This window comes from Clostridium acidisoli DSM 12555, from assembly GCF_900176305.1.
In the GTDB taxonomy this organism is placed as follows: Bacteria; Bacillota; Clostridia; order Clostridiales; family Clostridiaceae; genus Clostridium_I; species Clostridium_I acidisoli.
The window spans coordinates 471,058-487,253 of the sequence record NZ_FWXH01000002.1 but is presented as its reverse complement, the minus strand read 5'-3'; the positions used below and the strand labels follow the sequence as shown (position 1 = coordinate 487,253).

General features: G+C 29.3%; 17 protein-coding genes. 15 read left to right on the top strand and 2 right to left on the bottom strand.

Annotated features, from left to right (window positions below):
• Positions 1-30: 30 nt before the first annotated feature.
• Together B8978_RS02475 and B8978_RS02470 are read left to right on the top strand one after the other, a co-directional pair.
• Positions 31-663 carry a hypothetical protein gene (locus B8978_RS02475; protein WP_084113700.1) on the top strand — a complete coding sequence of 211 codons (633 nt, stop codon included), beginning with the start codon at positions 31-33 and terminating at the stop codon, positions 661-663.
• A gap of 2 nt (positions 664-665) precedes the next feature.
• Positions 666-1,220: a hemerythrin domain-containing protein gene (locus tag B8978_RS02470; protein ID WP_084113699.1), complete on the top strand. Its 555-nt coding sequence runs from the start codon at positions 666-668 to the stop codon at positions 1,218-1,220.
• 78 nt (positions 1,221-1,298) lie between these two features.
• On the opposite strand, the gene B8978_RS02465 is transcribed toward B8978_RS02470, so the two are convergent.
• Positions 1,299-2,183 (bottom strand): LysR family transcriptional regulator, encoded by an 885-nt coding sequence (locus B8978_RS02465; RefSeq protein WP_084113698.1) that lies wholly within the window; start codon positions 2,181-2,183, stop codon positions 1,299-1,301.
• Positions 2,184-2,343: 160 nt separating this feature from the next.
• Here B8978_RS02465 and B8978_RS02460 point away from each other — a divergent pair, with 160 nt between their 5' ends.
• The 6 genes from B8978_RS02460 (at position 2,344) to B8978_RS02435 (ending at position 7,342) form a co-directional block, all read left to right on the top strand.
• Positions 2,344-3,795, top strand: coding sequence for an MFS transporter (locus B8978_RS02460; RefSeq protein WP_084113697.1), 1,452 nt, complete (start codon positions 2,344-2,346; stop codon positions 3,793-3,795).
• Between the two features lie 127 nt (positions 3,796-3,922).
• The gene (locus B8978_RS02455) at positions 3,923-4,498 is read left to right on the top strand and encodes a TetR/AcrR family transcriptional regulator (protein ID WP_139795950.1); all 576 of its coding nucleotides are present in this window, start codon (positions 3,923-3,925) and stop codon (positions 4,496-4,498) included.
• 135 nt (positions 4,499-4,633) lie between these two features.
• A complete protein-coding gene (locus B8978_RS02450) occupies positions 4,634-5,812 on the top strand; it encodes an acetyl-CoA C-acetyltransferase (RefSeq protein WP_084113695.1) in 1,179 nt (392 codons plus the stop codon).
• A 140-nt stretch (positions 5,813-5,952) separates the two neighbouring features.
• Positions 5,953-6,315 (top strand): hypothetical protein, encoded by a 363-nt coding sequence (locus tag B8978_RS02445; protein WP_084113694.1) that lies wholly within the window; start codon positions 5,953-5,955, stop codon positions 6,313-6,315.
• Between the two features lie 61 nt (positions 6,316-6,376).
• Positions 6,377-6,565, top strand: a complete 189-nt coding sequence (locus B8978_RS02440) for a hypothetical protein (protein ID WP_084113693.1) — start codon at positions 6,377-6,379, stop codon at positions 6,563-6,565.
• A 114-nt stretch (positions 6,566-6,679) separates the two neighbouring features.
• Positions 6,680-7,342, top strand: coding sequence for an MgtC/SapB family protein (locus B8978_RS02435; protein ID WP_084113692.1), 663 nt, complete (start codon positions 6,680-6,682; stop codon positions 7,340-7,342).
• A gap of 55 nt (positions 7,343-7,397) precedes the next feature.
• Here B8978_RS02435 and B8978_RS02430 read toward each other — a convergent pair whose 3' ends face one another.
• Positions 7,398-8,195, bottom strand: a complete 798-nt coding sequence (locus B8978_RS02430) for a Cof-type HAD-IIB family hydrolase (protein ID WP_084113691.1) — start codon at positions 8,193-8,195, stop codon at positions 7,398-7,400.
• A gap of 144 nt (positions 8,196-8,339) precedes the next feature.
• On the opposite strand from B8978_RS02430, the gene B8978_RS02425 reads away from it, so the two are divergent.
• From B8978_RS02425 to B8978_RS02395, 7 genes are all read left to right on the top strand, one after another.
• The gene (locus B8978_RS02425; protein WP_084113690.1) at positions 8,340-8,624 is read left to right on the top strand and encodes a hypothetical protein; all 285 of its coding nucleotides are present in this window, start codon (positions 8,340-8,342) and stop codon (positions 8,622-8,624) included.
• A 153-nt stretch (positions 8,625-8,777) separates the two neighbouring features.
• Positions 8,778-9,701, top strand: a complete 924-nt coding sequence (locus tag B8978_RS02420) for an IS1595 family transposase (RefSeq protein ID WP_084113689.1) — start codon at positions 8,778-8,780, stop codon at positions 9,699-9,701.
• 117 nt (positions 9,702-9,818) lie between these two features.
• On the top strand, positions 9,819-11,900 hold the full coding sequence (locus B8978_RS02415; protein WP_084113688.1) for an AraC family transcriptional regulator: 2,082 nt from the start codon (positions 9,819-9,821) through the stop codon (positions 11,898-11,900).
• 152 nt (positions 11,901-12,052) lie between these two features.
• Complete coding sequence (locus tag B8978_RS02410; RefSeq protein ID WP_084113687.1) at positions 12,053-13,456, top strand: MATE family efflux transporter; 1,404 nt, start codon at positions 12,053-12,055, stop codon at positions 13,454-13,456.
• A gap of 147 nt (positions 13,457-13,603) precedes the next feature.
• Positions 13,604-14,959, top strand: coding sequence for an MATE family efflux transporter (locus tag B8978_RS02405; RefSeq protein WP_084113686.1), 1,356 nt, complete (start codon positions 13,604-13,606; stop codon positions 14,957-14,959).
• Positions 14,960-15,061: 102 nt separating this feature from the next.
• Complete coding sequence (locus B8978_RS02400) at positions 15,062-15,367, top strand: DUF2325 domain-containing protein (RefSeq protein ID WP_084113685.1); 306 nt, start codon at positions 15,062-15,064, stop codon at positions 15,365-15,367.
• Between the two features lie 182 nt (positions 15,368-15,549).
• Entirely contained in the window at positions 15,550-16,110 is a 561-nt protein-coding gene (locus B8978_RS02395; RefSeq protein WP_084113684.1) for an ArsR/SmtB family transcription factor, read from the top strand.
• The last annotated feature ends 86 nt before the right edge of the window (positions 16,111-16,196 follow it).

Sequence of the window (16,196 nt, the reverse complement as noted above, 5' to 3'; positions counted from 1 at the left end):
TCAATAAGTGAAAACATAGGAGGAAAAAATATGAGTTCTTTTTTAGGGAAAATTCATTATTTATTATATAATAAAATACAGGTAAATGAGGAAATATTAGAAGAAGTATTAAGGCTAGCAGAAGAAAAAAATATTGATGTAAATTCAATAAAGGATAGAGTTTATGAAAAATATGGGTATCCAGAAAAGAGAGCATTAGAGGATGTTATTGAACATGACAATATTCACGGATGGCTTCAATCAAAAATACAAAGTGTAGAAAATAGAACAGCTGCAATTATTACAGAATTAACAAGTGGAGCCTCAGTAGACATCGATGAAATTGCTGAAGTATATTTTAAAAATGGTGAGAAAATTATGAAGGGTAGCGGTGAAATGGATTGCTCGCCAAAAAAATTATTTGATTTAATATTTGATTACATGCTTGAAGGAATGCCATGTGATATGATTAATCAGGTGATTTCTGAATCAGAAAATGAATTCGAATGGAAGACTACAAGATGCATACACAAAGAATATTGGGAAAATGTAAATGGAAATGTATTAAATTTTTATTCATTAAGAACAGCATGGATAAATGGCTTCTTAAGTGCAGCTGGTGCAAATTATTCTTATGTGCGTAATGGCGATGGATATAATAAAATAACGAAGGAGGCAAATTGAGTATGGATACTATAAATTTAATGATTGAAGAGCATAAAAATATTAAAAGAATGCTTTTAGTTGTAAGAAAAGCTAGTTTCAAAGTTCTTCAGACAGGTGAAATTAATTATGAAGATTTTAATAAAATGATCCTATTTGTAAGAAATTATGCGGATGCACATCATCATGGGAAAGAAGAAAAAATGCTTTTTAACAGGATGGTAGATGAAATAGGTGGTGTAGCCGAAACACTTGTTAAGTTTGGAATGCTTGTAGAACACGATCTTGGAAGACTTTTTATGACGGATTTAGAGCAGGCATTAATAAAGGTGAAAAATGGTGATAATGAGGCTAAAATTGATGTGATTGCCAATGCGGTTTCATATACAAACCTGCTTCAAAGACATATTGATAAAGAAGATAATGTAGTGTATACATTTGCTAGACGTAAGCTTAGTAAAGAAACGCTAAGAAACATTGATGAAGAATGTGAAAGCTTTGAAAAGGAAATGCAAGAGAAAAAAATACAAGAAAGATATATAAAACTTTTGGAAGAACTTGAAAAGAAATATTTATAAATATATTAGAAGTTAAAGATTTTTGCTATAAAATTATGGCTAGAGAAATCTTTAACTTTTTTTGTGAATAAATAGATATTACTCACTTAAGTTTAATTTGTGATAGGGTGTATTTGTTGTAATCATTTCTATAAATTTTAATAAAGAACTTGTCATTAGACTGTCTTTATGTCTTATAACAAAAGTTTGTGCATGGCTATATCTTTCAGGTATTTCAAATGTATTAAGAAGTCCATGCTCTTTTTGCTTTTGTACAGAAGATTCCGGCACAAAAGAAGCACCAAGCCCAGAAATCACACCTTCAATAATTAAATCCAAACTATTAAAATCCATGAAACGGATATTACTAATACCTTCAGATTTAAGCCAAAGCTCAAGATTTAACCTATTTGGACAACCTATAGAATTCATTAAAAATGGCTTTGAACATAAAGATTGTATATCATTGTATTTATTACTAGATATTAAAACCAGATTTTCATCAAACACTAATTCTTTAATAATATTAGGATTATTAATAGAGGATGATTTCACAAAAGCAACATCAAGTTCAAAATGAACTATTTTGTGAATAAGTTCCTCTGCATTTGAAGTTGTTAATGATAAGTTTACGTCAGGATATATACTGTTGTAATTTGATAATAATAGTGGAAGATTCAAAGTTGAGATAGTATTATTAGTTCCAATGTACAAATCTCCAGATGGATTTCCAGAATCATTTAGAGCTTTTTCAGCTTTATCCAGAAGGTGTAAAATTTCTTCAGCATAGGATAGGAGTCTTGTACCCATTGGAGTCAAAAGCATGCCATGTTGCCTATAAAATAATTGAGTATTTAAATCCGATTCTAATTGTTGTATTCTAGCGGTAACATTAGACTGTACATATCCAAGACGTTTAGCAGCTTTCGTAATACTTCCTTCTTGTGCAACTGCCATAAAAATTTTTAGTTCATTACTTTCCATCTATTACCTCCTTAACTATAATCATTAAAAGTGAATAGTAACATTATTTATAATCATTTTACATGATATATAGTTTATTGTAAACTACGTATAGGCCTAAAATAATTAACATGTTATTTATTTAAAATTTTAGTTAACAGAAAAACAAGGAGAATTTATAATGGAAAATTCAAAAAAATGGATTATTTTATCAGTTGTAACGTTGGTTTCATTTATTACCAATGTGGACTCTACTATAGTAACTATAGGATTACCCAAGTTAATGAAAGGATTAAATATTAATTTAGTTACTGGATTATTAGCAATCACAGCTTATATTATAGCAAGTACAGTGCTGCTACTTCCAGCAGGTAGATGGGCAGATATGATTGGCACAAAACGCATTTTTATCTTAGGATTCGTTATATTTACCATTGGTACAGTTTTATGTGGTTTTTCAAATTCAGGAGTTACATTAATTGTTTACAGGATAATTCAAGGAGTAGGTGCTGCATTAGCTTTGGCAACGGCTACACCAATCATTGTAAAAACATTTCCCAATAATCAACTTGGATTAGCACTTGGAATTAATTCCACCTCATGGGTAATTGGAGCATTGGTTGGACCAATAGTTGGTGGGATTTTAATAAGTAAGTTTGGATGGCAATCAATATTTTTTGTCACAGTACCATTTGCCATAATCGGTATAATAGGTGCCGTGCTAGTTTTAAAAGAAACAGAGACTAATAAAGAAGTAAAAAATGATTGGATTGGAATATTGGCATTTGGAATAGGATTAACAGCTGTTATGATTGCTCTTTCAGAGGGGGAATCATGGGGATGGGTATCTAAAGCATTGATGGGGTTATTAATAGTAGCTATTATTTTCTTAGCTGTTTTTATAATCAATGAATATCAAGTTCAAAATCCTCTATTTAATTTAAGGTTGTTTTCGTATAAAAATTATACGTTAGGGTTAGGTATAACTTTAAGTTATTGTATAGCGTATTTCTCACTAAGTTTAATACTTACGATATACCTACAAGGAGCCCTGCATTTAAGTGCACTAGATTCAAGTTTTCTTTTGATACCTTTGTCATTGCCACAACTTGTTATGGGACCATTGGGAGGGAAATTTGCAGATAAATTTGGAACAAAACCTATGATAGTGCTAGGATCTGTATTCCTAATAATTGGCTCATTTATGCTTGGAAATCTTGGATTTAAGCTTTCTATTATTGGGGTAGTTGTTCCACTTATAATAATGTCTGTAGCTAATGGAATAGCATGGCCATCACTTGCTAAACAAGTACTTTCTGCAGTGCCTAAGGAAGAATCTGGAGCAGCATCAGGCATGTTCTATACGATATACAATCTTGGGAGAGCCTTAAGTCAAACGTTAGCTGTTATGGCAATAGGATTTACTATATCACCTACAATAGTTTCAAAAGCTATAGTAGGAATGGCTGATTTAAAAAATTTAAAAACAAAAGGCGATTTAGTAACTGCAATTGATTTCAGTTTTCACTTTTTTAGTGCATTTTTTATAATAGTATTTATATTGGGATTAGCTCTAATGTATGAAAAAAAAGTGAATAAGATTAAGGAACAAGAAGTAGATACGGCTGAATAAAATGTTAATTCTTAAATTATAGATATAATTATAAATCTATAATTTAAGAATATTTTCTTTCATATATTTATTGACAAAACAAACAGACTGGTTTATAAATTAATTCATAAGATGGGAGTGGATTTGCATGGCTAAAAGTACCAAAGGAGAACAATCAAAAAATAAATTAATAAAGTGTGCTGCTAAATTATTTCTAATAAATGGGTACAATGCCACCGGAATTAATGAAATTTTAGAACTTGCAGAATTACCAAAAGGATCGTTTTATTTTCATTTTTCTAGTAAAAAAAGTTTAGCTATAGAAGTATCAAATTACTACAGTGAAAAACTAAATGAATGGATTTTAAATGTTTCACAAGATAAAAAGTGGGATGAATTTATAAATCAATTAGTTGGAAAAATGATTAAGCAGGCAGAAGACAAAAAACATTTTGGATGCCCGCTGGCTGTAGTAGGAATAGAAATTGCATTTTCTGAACCGGATATTTCACAATATTATTATAAGTCTATGAAAGATTTAATAGGTATGTTTTCTAACATATTTGAGTTTTCAGGAGTACCTTCAAATAAACTTGATACAATATCTCATAAGGCTTTTGCAATTTACGAAGGATATTTATTGTATTACAGAGTAAGCAAAGATGTAGATATATTAAAGAGGATGAGAAAAGATCTTATTGAAATAAGTGAGGAGTATAAATAGCTATATAGGTTTAAAACACCAACAACAAAATATATCAAAAATCATATTGACATAATAGACAGACTGGTCTATTATGAAATTGTAGATTTACTTTAAATATTTTAAAAGTTAAAAATATAGGGAGGTAATTTTGAAATGAAAGAGGTTGTAATAGTAAGTGCAGTGAGGACTGCAATAGGAGCATTTGGGAAGAGTTTAAAAGATGTACCAGCAGTTGATTTAGGAGCTGTAGTTATAAATGAAGCTATAAAAAGGGCAGGAATAAAATCAGAAGAGGTACAGGAAGTTGTTTTTGGTAATGTACTTCAAGCTGGTCTTGGACAAAACCCTGCAAGGCAAGCAGCTGTAAAGGCAGGATTACCTTTCGAAGTCCCAGCTTTTACAGTTAACAAGGTATGTGGTTCTGGTTTAAGATCAGTAAGCCTTGCAGCTCAAATTATTAAGGCTGGAGATGCAGATATAATAGTTGCAGGTGGCATGGAAAATATGTCAAGATCTCCTTATTTGGTTCAAAATTCAAGATGGGGATATAAAATGGGAAATAGAGAATTTGTTGATGAAATGATTCAAGATGGATTATGGGATGCATTCAATCAATATCATATGGGAGTTACTGCAGAAAATGTAGCTGAAAAGTGGGGGATAACAAGGGAAGAACAAGATAAGTTTTCTCTTTTGTCACAACAAAAAGCAGAAGCAGCAATAAAAAATGGTGAATTTAAAGAAGAAATTGTCCCAGTAACTATAAAAACTAAAAAGGGAGAAGTTATATTTGATACAGATGAATTTCCTAGATTTGGGAATACCATTGAAGCGTTATCAAAATTAAAACCAATATTCAAAAAAGATGGTACCGTAACAGCTGGAAATGCATCAGGACTTAATGACGGAGCAGCTGCATTGGTTATTATGAGTAGTGAAAAGGCAAAGGAATTAAATATAAAACCTCTAGCTAAAATTATTTCTTATGGTTCAGCTGGTGTAGATCCTTCAATAATGGGATATGGTGCATTTAGCGGAGCTAAAGTAGCTCTAGATAAGATAAATTTAAAGAGTACAGATTTAGATTTAATAGAGGCAAATGAAGCTTATGCATCTCAGAGTTTAGTAATATCTAAAGATTTACAACTTGATGTAAATAAGGTTAATGTTAATGGTGGTGCAATTTCGCTTGGACATCCAATAGGGGCCTCTGGTGCAAGAATATTAGTTACTCTTTTACATGCAATGAAAAAGAGAGATGCGAAAAAAGGTCTTGCTACATTATGTATAGGTGGAGGTATGGGTACAGCAATAGTCATTGAAAGAGAATAAAAAATGTTTATATATATATTAATATTCACAAATAAGATTTAGTATTGTCATAAGATTGTCATAATTTTAGTTTAATATGGAAATGTTATATTTATTACATATTAAATTTATAGCCTTTTGGCGGAATGGAGACAAATTTTATGGAAATCAAAGAAAAAAGTACATCTGAAAAATCAAAGAGGGTTACAAGTTCAATTGTACTGTATGTTGCAGGCATAATAGTAGCCATCGTTGGAATTGCATTATTAGTAACTAATATTTTATATTTTAAAAGTCTAATTAGTCAATATGTATCTCAAGGATATTCATCGGCTACAGTTATGAAGCAATTATTACCATCACAATTTTTACCATCAGTATTTAATTCAATAGGCGTTTATGGAGGAATTTCTGTTCTTCTAATTGGAGCAGGTATAATAAATAAAAAGGTTACAAAAGTTTCTGAAATAGATGAAAATGTTGAAATCAGTGAAATTCAAGAAACTGAACAAACTGAACAGTAGTTAAAATGAATAAAATCCTTTCTTATAACAAAATCTATAGTTAAAGAAAGGAGAAATAAAAATGAAATTAACAGTAGAAGATATGATTAAGCAAAAACTTTTAGATGCACAGGAAAATGTTAGAGATTATCAAGAATATTCAGGTAAAGCTGAGGACAAAGAGGTTGATGAAACTTTTAAAAGATTTGCAGAAGAATCGGCATTTCAAGCTCAAAAATTACAACAACTTTTAGATAAGCATAAGAATTAAATGTTAAAAGGTTTAGTCCATATGGAGGTTTTGATATGGACTAAACCTTTTTTGATGTTTACATACAATTAAAAACATGATATAATTGGTAATTATTGTATAAAGGGTGGTTATATGTGGGATTTATTCTTAAGAATAGTATTGTCAGGTGTATTAGCAGGAGTTATAGGACTTGAGAGAGAATTTAGGTCAAAGGATGCTGGGCTAAAAACACATTTTTTAGTTGGAATAGGAAGTGCTCTTATAATGATAGTATCTAAATATGGCTTTTACGATATAATAAGTTTGAAAGGTATTGCACTAGATCCAAGTAGAATTGCAGCACAGGTGGTAAGTGGAATAAGCTTTTTAGGTGCAGGAACTATAATTGTAGAAAAACATTTTGTTAGGGGGTTAACTACTGCTGCTGGCATATGGACAACTGCAGGTATAGGTATAGCACTTGGAAGTGGACTATATGCAATTGGTATTTTTTCAACGGTTTTAGTGTTAATTGGCCTTGAAATTTTGAATAGATTGTTTAAAAATACAGCAATAGTATATTCAAAAATTAATATTTGGACAAGAAGTGAAGAAATAGCTTATATATATGAGTTCATGGAAGAAAATAAGTTTACTATAACTAAATTTAAATTTAAAAAAACTCATGAAAATAATTCTAAAATCACTTTAATTCAGGCTACATTAAAAGGAATACAAAAAAACAATTCTCAGCTGTTAGTAGACAAATTATATGAGAATAAGGACATATTAAAAATAGAAATGGAAAATGCATAGTAAAAAATAATACAAGGATTTGCAGTATATCCTTGTATTATTTTATAAATTAACATTAAGCTTCTTTTTCAAGAATCTCAGTTTTAATTGTTTGCAGAACACCAGATTTATCATTACTAGCGGCTATAAAACGTCCATATTTTTTAACTCCATCTGGAGCATTTTCCATAACGTAGCTGTGATATGCACTTTTAAGCATATGAATGTCATTATAATAGTCACCAAAAACCATAGTTTCATCTTCTTTTATTCCAAATTTATGTTGTAAGAATTTAATAGCCACACCTTTGTTTATGTCATTCCTACCAATATCAAGCCATTTTTCTCCTGAAATAGTAACCTGTAATGTCTGTCCCCATTTTGGATATATAATTAAATTTGAATTATTATCAGGGCCTTTGGAATCATACAATGAAATCTTGAGAATTTCATCATTAATCTCATTAAAGTTAGTGACTAGAGTATTTTTATGATAATACTTATTTACCTCCTCAATGAACTCTGGGTCAGTATCTTTTATATAAGCACTATTTTTTCCGCATAAAATAATTTTGCAGTCAGGAATTTTATTAGAATCTTCAATGATATTTAAAACTGTTTTTTTGGGTAGAGTCTTTGAAAATAACTCTTTTCCGTTGTGAACTATAAAGGCACCATTTTCAGCGGCAAATGTAATTTTATCTTTGCCTTTATATAAATTTTTAGCAAGGGTAAAATATTGTCTGCCACTTGCTGCAACAAATATAACGTTTCTCTCAATTAGTTTGTTTAAAATCTCGAAGAAATCTTTTGGCAAATTGCCATTGCTATCTAGTAAGGTTCCATCCATATCTGATGCAATTAATTTTATCATATAACTTAACCTCCATGTAGTTCCGAATTGCACCTATATTATAGCATAAAAGATTATAAAAACTACAATTAGAGTAATTGTTTAAAACTAAAAAATATAGTGTATAATAAAAATATAAAAAAATTTCAGATTGGAGTGATAAAAATGTCTTATAAAAAAGTTAAAGTAAAGTTGAAAGAAAATGCAACAAGCAATGATTTTTGGCAGGCAACTTATAAAAGTGACTCTAATCTTGGTATACGCCTTGTTCAAAATTTTGATAAGATGAAGAGAGAATATCTTAATGGAAAACTATCAGACTTAGGTTCTTTAGGAGTAGAAATTCCAATATCATATTTTAATAGAGAAAATGATACCATTGATAGTGATATAATTGAATATAATTACATTGAAGACATGAAAGACATTTGGGAAATCGTTGAGGAATAATAGGTTAAATGAATATATGATCTAACTTAAGTATAAATTAAATTGCCATAGAAACTGTGTTAAATTATTATGTTGCTAAGTTTAAGATATTGAAAAATGGGTATAATCAATAAAATGAAGCAAAGTAAGGTTTAATAAAAAGAGGTTTTAGTTATGGATAATTTAATTACAGCAGAAGATGTGGTTTCGGTTATAACAGAAGCAAAGTGTAAAACTGGCTGCTTCTGCCCATATTGCAGATGTGAAATGATAATTAAGTATGGAAAATATAATGGAATACAGAGATATAGGTGTAAAAAATGTAAAAAAACTTTTTCTGCTATGAGTTTTACACCCATGAATAAAACCCATTACATAAAAAAGTGGCCACTTTTTATAGAGTGTATGATTTTGGGTTATTCTCTTCGTAAGTCAGCAAAAATACTTGGAGTAACTTGGGTAACATTATTTTACTGGAGACATAAAATTTTAAATAATTTAAAGCATAAAAATGTTAAAAGCTTTAAGAAAATTGTTGAAATACACGATATATATTTTGCATATTCAGAGAAGGGAAGTAGAGAAATAGCAAAAAGAAAACCCAGAAAAAGAGGGTATATACATAAATCGTTTGGAAAAGATGATAGTTCTGTTTGCGTTATTAATGTAAAAGATAGTGAAGGTGGTACACTATCTAAGGTAACATGCCTTGGAATTGTTAACAAGAGGAAAATAGAGAAGGTTATTGGAAAATATATAGATAAAGGCAATATACTATGCACAAGGGAGTGGAGAGAATATAAAAATTTTGCTAGAATAAGAGGAATGAAATATTATCCTATAAGTAATAAAGATATGAATTCCTTATACAACATTAAAAGGATTAAGAAATATACAAATAAATTAAAAGTTTGGATAAGTAGATTTTGTGGCGTTGCATCTAAATATCTAGATAACTATTTGGCATGGTATAAGTTATTAGATTATATTAAGTTTATATGTAATAAAAAAAATATAACAAATATGATTATTGATTCATGCTCATATGTTGAGAATGACACATTTGAGTCTTTGAGACGTTCTAAATTTGTAATATAAAATCGAATTTTGAAAGAAATTTAGATGTTAACATAAACAACACTATACTTTAACATAGCTATTATGTGATGAGTGGTTATATTGAACAACTATGCTTAGAGAGAGGAGATTAATATAATGGGAAAAGAGTATATAGACTACTCGCTAGGGGTGCCTGTATATGTTGACTTTTTAACAATTAATGAATACCCTGTACATTGGCAAAATGCAATAGAAATAATTTATGTTCTTAAAGGGAATATTAAAGTTACTGTTAACAATGGAACCTACGATTTAGAAGAAAATGAAATTGAGATAATTAATGTAGATGAGGTTCACAAATTATACTCTGACGATAAAGATAATAGAGTTTTGATATTTCATATAGATCAGTATTTTTTTGAAAAATATTACAATGATATAGAAAATATGTTTTTTTATACAAATACCTCAGATGAAGGGGCACAGGATAGTGAGGAATATGATGAACTGAGGACATTTTTAAGTATAATTTTATGTGAATTTGTTCAAAAAAATGATAATTATGATGAAGAGATTGAAGATAATTTAGTTAAACTTTTATATCATCTAATAAATAACTTTCATTACCTTATGTATGAACAGGAGGAACTAAAAGATAATGAAGAACAACTTGAAAGATATCATCGTATTGCTAAATACATATTTAATAATTATAACAATAACATAACGTTACAGGATATTGCAGAAAAAGAATTTTTGAGTACGCATTATTTATCACATGAAATAAAATATGCTACTGGTTCAAGTTTTACGGATCTTATTAATATTACTAGAGTTGAAGAGTCAATTAAACTCTTATTGGATAGTGATAAAAGTATTTCAGAAATATCAGAGGAAGTTGGTTTTTCCCATACAAGATATTATAACAAAAACTTTAAGTTTTATTATAAAATGACACCATTAAATTATAGAAAAAAATATAAGGTAGACGAGGAAACCTTTGAAGAGCAAAAAAAGATTGAACACCATCCATTAAATGAAGCTATCGAGTATGTTATGTACTATTTAGAAGATTATGATAGATTTAACTCTGAAAATAAAATAAACAAAATAGATATAGATATGAGTAGAGACCTTGGAGAATTCAAAAAAAAGTTTAAGAAAATAATAAATGTAGGAGATGCCTTTGACTTATTAATAGAGGATAACAAAGACATTTTAGAAGAACTTCAAGAAGAAATTGGTTATGAATACGCAAGACTTCTAAATGTATTTTCATTAGATATGGGGATATTTAGAGGTGGAAATTTTTATAACTGGAGCAGGGCAATGACGGTTTTTGAATATCTTGATAGCCTGAGAATTTATCCTCTAATTGTAATTGACGACAGAGACTTTGAGAAAAATGAATTTATAGGAATACTTAGATCATTTTTTAAGTTCTTTAGCAATATTGAAAATCTAGAGTTTGATAAATTTACATTCCAGTTTGCAGCTACAGTTTCTAATGAAATAATAGAAGAGGCAACAATATTAATTGAAGATGAATATAAATTTTCTATAATTAAGGGAAACTATAATGTTATTTTAAAAATTGATCCAATATATGATACAGCATATATGTTACCATTTATAATTGAAAATTATATAAAAGATAAAAAAAGTTTAGATATGTTAAGGGCTTTTGATGCTCTTGATAGACAAGCAGATTTAACTAACGAAGTATTTTTTGGATATCCTGGAATTGTAAATGATAAGGCTATAAGAAAACCAGCCTTTTATGCTTATTATCTTTTAAATAAACTTGGAGATATTTTAGTGGCAAAGGATAATGGTTATATAGTTACTAAAAATGAAGGAGAATATCAAATACTTTTATATAGTTATAATGAAGACATAGACAACTTAATCCAGTTAAAAAGCTTTTCAAAACTTAGAGGACTAAAAAACTCAAAAGAGAAAAAATTCTCATTAAATATAACTCAAATTTCATCAACAGTAAGAATCACAACCTATGTAATAGATGAGGAAGTTGGTTCATCATACAACTATTGGCTTGATATGGGAAAACCTAGACGCCTTAATAAGGAAGAAAAAGAAATAATACATAAAGCTTCATTCCCACAAATAAATTTCAAATTTGCGAAAAAGACTGCCGTTCTTAATCTACAAACAAAACTTACAGGCTATGGAGCGGTATTAATAACTATAAAAGAAGTACAAAAACACCTTGTTTAAGGTGTTTCTCTGCTTTTTGTATAAATAAGGTAAAACAAACGAATGACTTATTAGTACCTTTATGAGGGCAGTTAAGTGAGTTTAATTTAAGCCACGTATAAAATATAATAATAATATAGCAAAACTCATGAAACTACAGGAGGTGGGACCTCATGGGAATAGACAATTCCATTTTTAATGAAAAGAAGGTAATAAAGGTACTTTTAAAATTTGCAATACCATCAATAATATCACTTTTAGTGGTGGAGCTTTATAATATGGTTGATACAGTTTTTGTAGGACGTTATGTTGGTGTAGATGCAATAGCAGCACTAACAGTATCATTTCCGGTTCAAAGGTTTCTTACAGCTATAGGAATGCTTATATCAATAGGTGCTTCTACATTCGTTGCAAGAAGTCTTGGAAGTAATAATATAAAAGAACTAAAAGATACTATAATAAATTCTTTTGTATTAACTATTGTTACACTACTTATAGTGGTTTTAGGAATTTATATATTTAAAAATCCTTTAATAACAGCACTTGGTGCAAGTAAGGCAGTTTATCCAATGGCTGATAAATATATAACAATTATATTAATAGGTAGCATATTTCAATGTATATCTATGGTTGCCTGTTATACTATGACAGCTCTTGGCATTACTAAAATGACCTTGTACTCAAATTTTATTGGAGCTACTCTGAATATAATATTGGATATTATATTAGTTAAAATGTTAAGTATGGGTGTAGAAGGTGCAGCAATAGCAACAGCGTTTTCACAGATTATTGCGTTTACCTTTGCAATGTATAAATTTAATAAAACAAGGACTAAATTCCAGGTGAAATTTACTTTAAATAGCATATTAAAGTCGTTTAATAAAAACTTGCTAAAAGGAATAATAGCTATTGGTTTCTCAACCTTTGTAATTGAAATTTCAGATGCAGTTGTTTCAGTTATATTGAACAAACTTCTAGTAACAAGTGGTGGAGATACAGCAATAATTATAGTTGGAGTAATAACTAAAGTTTCAATGTTCATATTTGTTACTATTATAGGAATAAGTGAAGCAATGCAGCCTATCGTAGCATATAATTATGGCGCTGGAAATTATAAAAAGATGAGAGAGACACTAAAGGTAACAATAAAAACAGTTACAATAACTTCGTTATTCTTCGGAAGTCTATTAATGATATTTGCAACTCCAATTATAGGCTTTTTCTTAAAAGACGCTTCCATATTAGGTAGTGCTGTAACGGCTTTTAGAATAAGTATAGCAGTTCATCCTGTAATCGGAATATATTATATTTGTATATATTATTACCAGGCTATTGAGGAGTCAAGAAAATCATTTTTACTTTCAATATATAGACAGATTGTTGTTTTTATACCTTTAGCAATTTTATTTGTACACATGTTTGGAATCGTAGGAGCATGGATAGCATATCCAGTATCTGATATGGTCTCTTTTGTAACATCCTTATGGTTTATAAGAAAAGGGGTTTCACAAAGACAAAAATACAGTACTTCTGCAACAGCTGTGAAGACAAGTATTCATGCAGTTAGGTACAATTAATAATTTGAATCCAAAGAGGTTCCTCAGACTAATGATGAGGTACCTCTTTATTTATATTGCTCTTTTATAAAAACATATGAAACATTGAAATTTTTTTAGAGGCAAGTATAATAAATGATGAAGACTTAAAAATAAGGGGACAGTTATATGATTTTTTACAGAGAAGATGTTATTAAATTGACAATACCAATAATGATGGAGCAACTATTTGTCGCTTTAATGGGAATGATAAACACAATGATGGCTGGACACATAGGCAAAGAAGCTGTTTCTGCAATTGGAATGATTGATTCAATTAATAACATTTTTATAGCTTTTTTCTCTGCTTTAGCAGTAGGCGGAACAGTTGTAGTAGCACAATATATTGGACAAGGTAATATTAAGCAAGCAAATGAAGCTACTAAACAAGCTTTATATTCTAGTATTGCAATATCATTTATAATTACAATTATGATGGCCATATTTAGAAAAACACTTATTGGTTTTTTATTTGGCTCAGCTGAAAATTCAGTAATTCAAGATGGATATAGCTATCTTGGAATAACGTTAATAACATACCCATTAATAACTATTGATTTAGTCTCAAATGGTATACTTAGAGGAGCAGGTGACTCTAAAACACCAATGAAAATATCTATATTTATGAACATATTAAATGTATTATTTTCATGGACATTTATAAATGGGATTACTATAGGTGGGAAAACATACATTAAAAGTATGGGAGTAGTAGGGGCTGCACTTGGAATTGCCACAGCTAGAGTTATAGGTGCTATTATCATAATGATTGTTTTACTTAGAGGCTCTAGAATTATACAACTAAAGAAACTTAGGACTTACAAAATAAATAAACAATTATTACATTCGATATTTGGAGTTGGTATACCTGCTAGTATTGAATCAATTTTATTTAATGGTGGAAAGCTTATAATGCAAGTATTCATTGTAGATATGGGAACAATAAATATGGCTGCAAATACTGTTACTAATTCTATTTGTAATTTTTTTAATATACCAGGAAATGCGTTTGCAATATCAGCGACGGCATTAGTTGGTAGGTATATGGGGAAAAAAGATGAAAAAGAAGCTGGAAAATGTCTTTCATATGTAACAAAGATGTCTATAGTACTTTTATCAATTGTAGGAATACTTTCGCTTTTATTTTCTAGACAACTTGCATCTTTGTACACAAACAATGAAAATATTATAAATATAACAGTAAATATATTAAAGGTTAATGCGGTTGCTATGTTATACTGGCCATTGTCGTTTGTTTTACCAGCAGGACTAAAAGGTGCAGGAGATGCGAAATATACAATGGTAACATCAATAATTGGAATGTGGGTTTTTAGAATAAGTTTGGGATATATTTTAGGTATAACGCTTGGTATGGGATTAATCGGAATTTTTCTTGGGATGTATACAGATTGGCTGGTAAGAGGTGTCTTATATGTACTTAGATTTAAAAGTGGTAAGTGGAAAATGCATTCAGTTATAAAATAGATAAAAAACGGGCCTTTTTTGTTGACAAAAGCATAAAAAAAGGCTAAGATATAGATAATAAATGATAATGATAATCAATTTCAATAAGAAGGAGGGATTTATATGAGTGTATTACTTATAGGTGGAGACAGAATTGAAAGCATAACTCGAAAACTAAAGGAAAATGGGTTTAACGATATAGAGCATGTGAGTGGAAGAAAACATGGAAATAGAAAATTAAAAATCAATCCTAAGACTGATTTGGTACTTGTTTTAGTAGATTTTGTTGAACATAATTTAGTTGAAATAGTAAAAAAAGAATCAAAAAAGATTGGTGTTAGAGTTGAATTTTCAAAGCGTTCGTGGACTTCAATGGAAAGCAGCATACAGGAGTGTGCTAAGGAGAAATTCAATGCTAGAGAAAGCTAATTTGGCAGTAGGTTAAAAAATATGTTTCAAATCAATTAAATGATTTTGGAACATATTTTTTTTGCTAAATTAATAAAAAAATTGAATTAATTTTAATAATAGCTTTACTATATTGGTAAAAAACATTAAACTTAGTTATGAACAACATGTAAATAGTTTAAACTTATTAGGAGTGAGAAAATTTGAATGAAGAAAAAATACTTTCGACAGTTGAAGAAGTTAAGGCTTACAATGATCCATATAGGATGAAGATACTTTATACCTTTTATGAACTAAGGAAACCAGCTACGGTAAAGGAAATTTCTGATATAATGGGAGAAGTTCCAGCAAAAGTTCATTATCATATAAAAAAGATGGAAAAAGCTGAACTTGTAAAATTAGTGTATAGAAAAGAAATAAATGGCATAATAGCTAAATATTATGAACCAATAGCTAGAAGCTACAGAATTCAAAACAAATATCTTGATCAGGCGTCTAAGGATGTTATGGTAAATGAGATTGGAAAAGCAATGACCGAGATATTTGATAATGAAAAAAATAGATTTATTCAAGGTATTATGGAGGAAAAAAACGGCAAGGACAATGGGTATTTACAGAGGGGAAATATTTATCTAAATGAAGACGAAGTTGAAGACTTGTATAAGCTTGTGTATAATTTTTTAGAGAATAAAAAAAATAGTCAAGTTGGAAAAGAAAAATATAGGGCTTTTGTAACACTTGTTAAAGATTTTGAAAAAAAATAATTAAATAATAGCTATAAGCCGTTGGTACATATGCCAACGGTATTTTTTATATATGAAGAATAAAAAAACGCTATTAATTAATCTAT

Excerpts from the sequence above, each read along its gene's own strand:
- B8978_RS02430 (WP_084113691.1), bottom strand. The coding sequence starts at position 8,195 with ATGATAAAATTAATTGCATCAGATATGGATGGAACCTTACTAGATAGC.
- B8978_RS02460 (WP_084113697.1), top strand. The coding sequence starts at position 2,344 with ATGGAAAATTCAAAAAAATGGATTATTTTATCAGTTGTAACGTTGGTT.
- B8978_RS02405 (WP_084113686.1), top strand. The coding sequence starts at position 13,604 with ATGATTTTTTACAGAGAAGATGTTATTAAATTGACAATACCAATAATG.
- B8978_RS02420 (WP_084113689.1), top strand. The coding sequence starts at position 8,778 with ATGGATAATTTAATTACAGCAGAAGATGTGGTTTCGGTTATAACAGAA.
- B8978_RS02445 (WP_084113694.1), top strand. The coding sequence starts at position 5,953 with ATGGAAATCAAAGAAAAAAGTACATCTGAAAAATCAAAGAGGGTTACA.
- B8978_RS02415 (WP_084113688.1), top strand. The coding sequence starts at position 9,819 with ATGGGAAAAGAGTATATAGACTACTCGCTAGGGGTGCCTGTATATGTT.
- B8978_RS02450 (WP_084113695.1), top strand. The coding sequence starts at position 4,634 with ATGAAAGAGGTTGTAATAGTAAGTGCAGTGAGGACTGCAATAGGAGCA.
- B8978_RS02435 (WP_084113692.1), top strand. The coding sequence starts at position 6,680 with ATGTGGGATTTATTCTTAAGAATAGTATTGTCAGGTGTATTAGCAGGA.
- B8978_RS02465 (WP_084113698.1), bottom strand. The coding sequence starts at position 2,183 with ATGGAAAGTAATGAACTAAAAATTTTTATGGCAGTTGCACAAGAAGGA.
- B8978_RS02455 (WP_139795950.1), top strand. The coding sequence starts at position 3,923 with ATGGCTAAAAGTACCAAAGGAGAACAATCAAAAAATAAATTAATAAAG.
- B8978_RS02410 (WP_084113687.1), top strand. The coding sequence starts at position 12,053 with ATGGGAATAGACAATTCCATTTTTAATGAAAAGAAGGTAATAAAGGTA.
- B8978_RS02440 (WP_084113693.1), top strand. The coding sequence starts at position 6,377 with ATGAAATTAACAGTAGAAGATATGATTAAGCAAAAACTTTTAGATGCA.
- B8978_RS02425 (WP_084113690.1), top strand. The coding sequence starts at position 8,340 with ATGTCTTATAAAAAAGTTAAAGTAAAGTTGAAAGAAAATGCAACAAGC.
- B8978_RS02475 (WP_084113700.1), top strand. The coding sequence starts at position 31 with ATGAGTTCTTTTTTAGGGAAAATTCATTATTTATTATATAATAAAATA.
- B8978_RS02400 (WP_084113685.1), top strand. The coding sequence starts at position 15,062 with ATGAGTGTATTACTTATAGGTGGAGACAGAATTGAAAGCATAACTCGA.
- B8978_RS02470 (WP_084113699.1), top strand. The coding sequence starts at position 666 with ATGGATACTATAAATTTAATGATTGAAGAGCATAAAAATATTAAAAGA.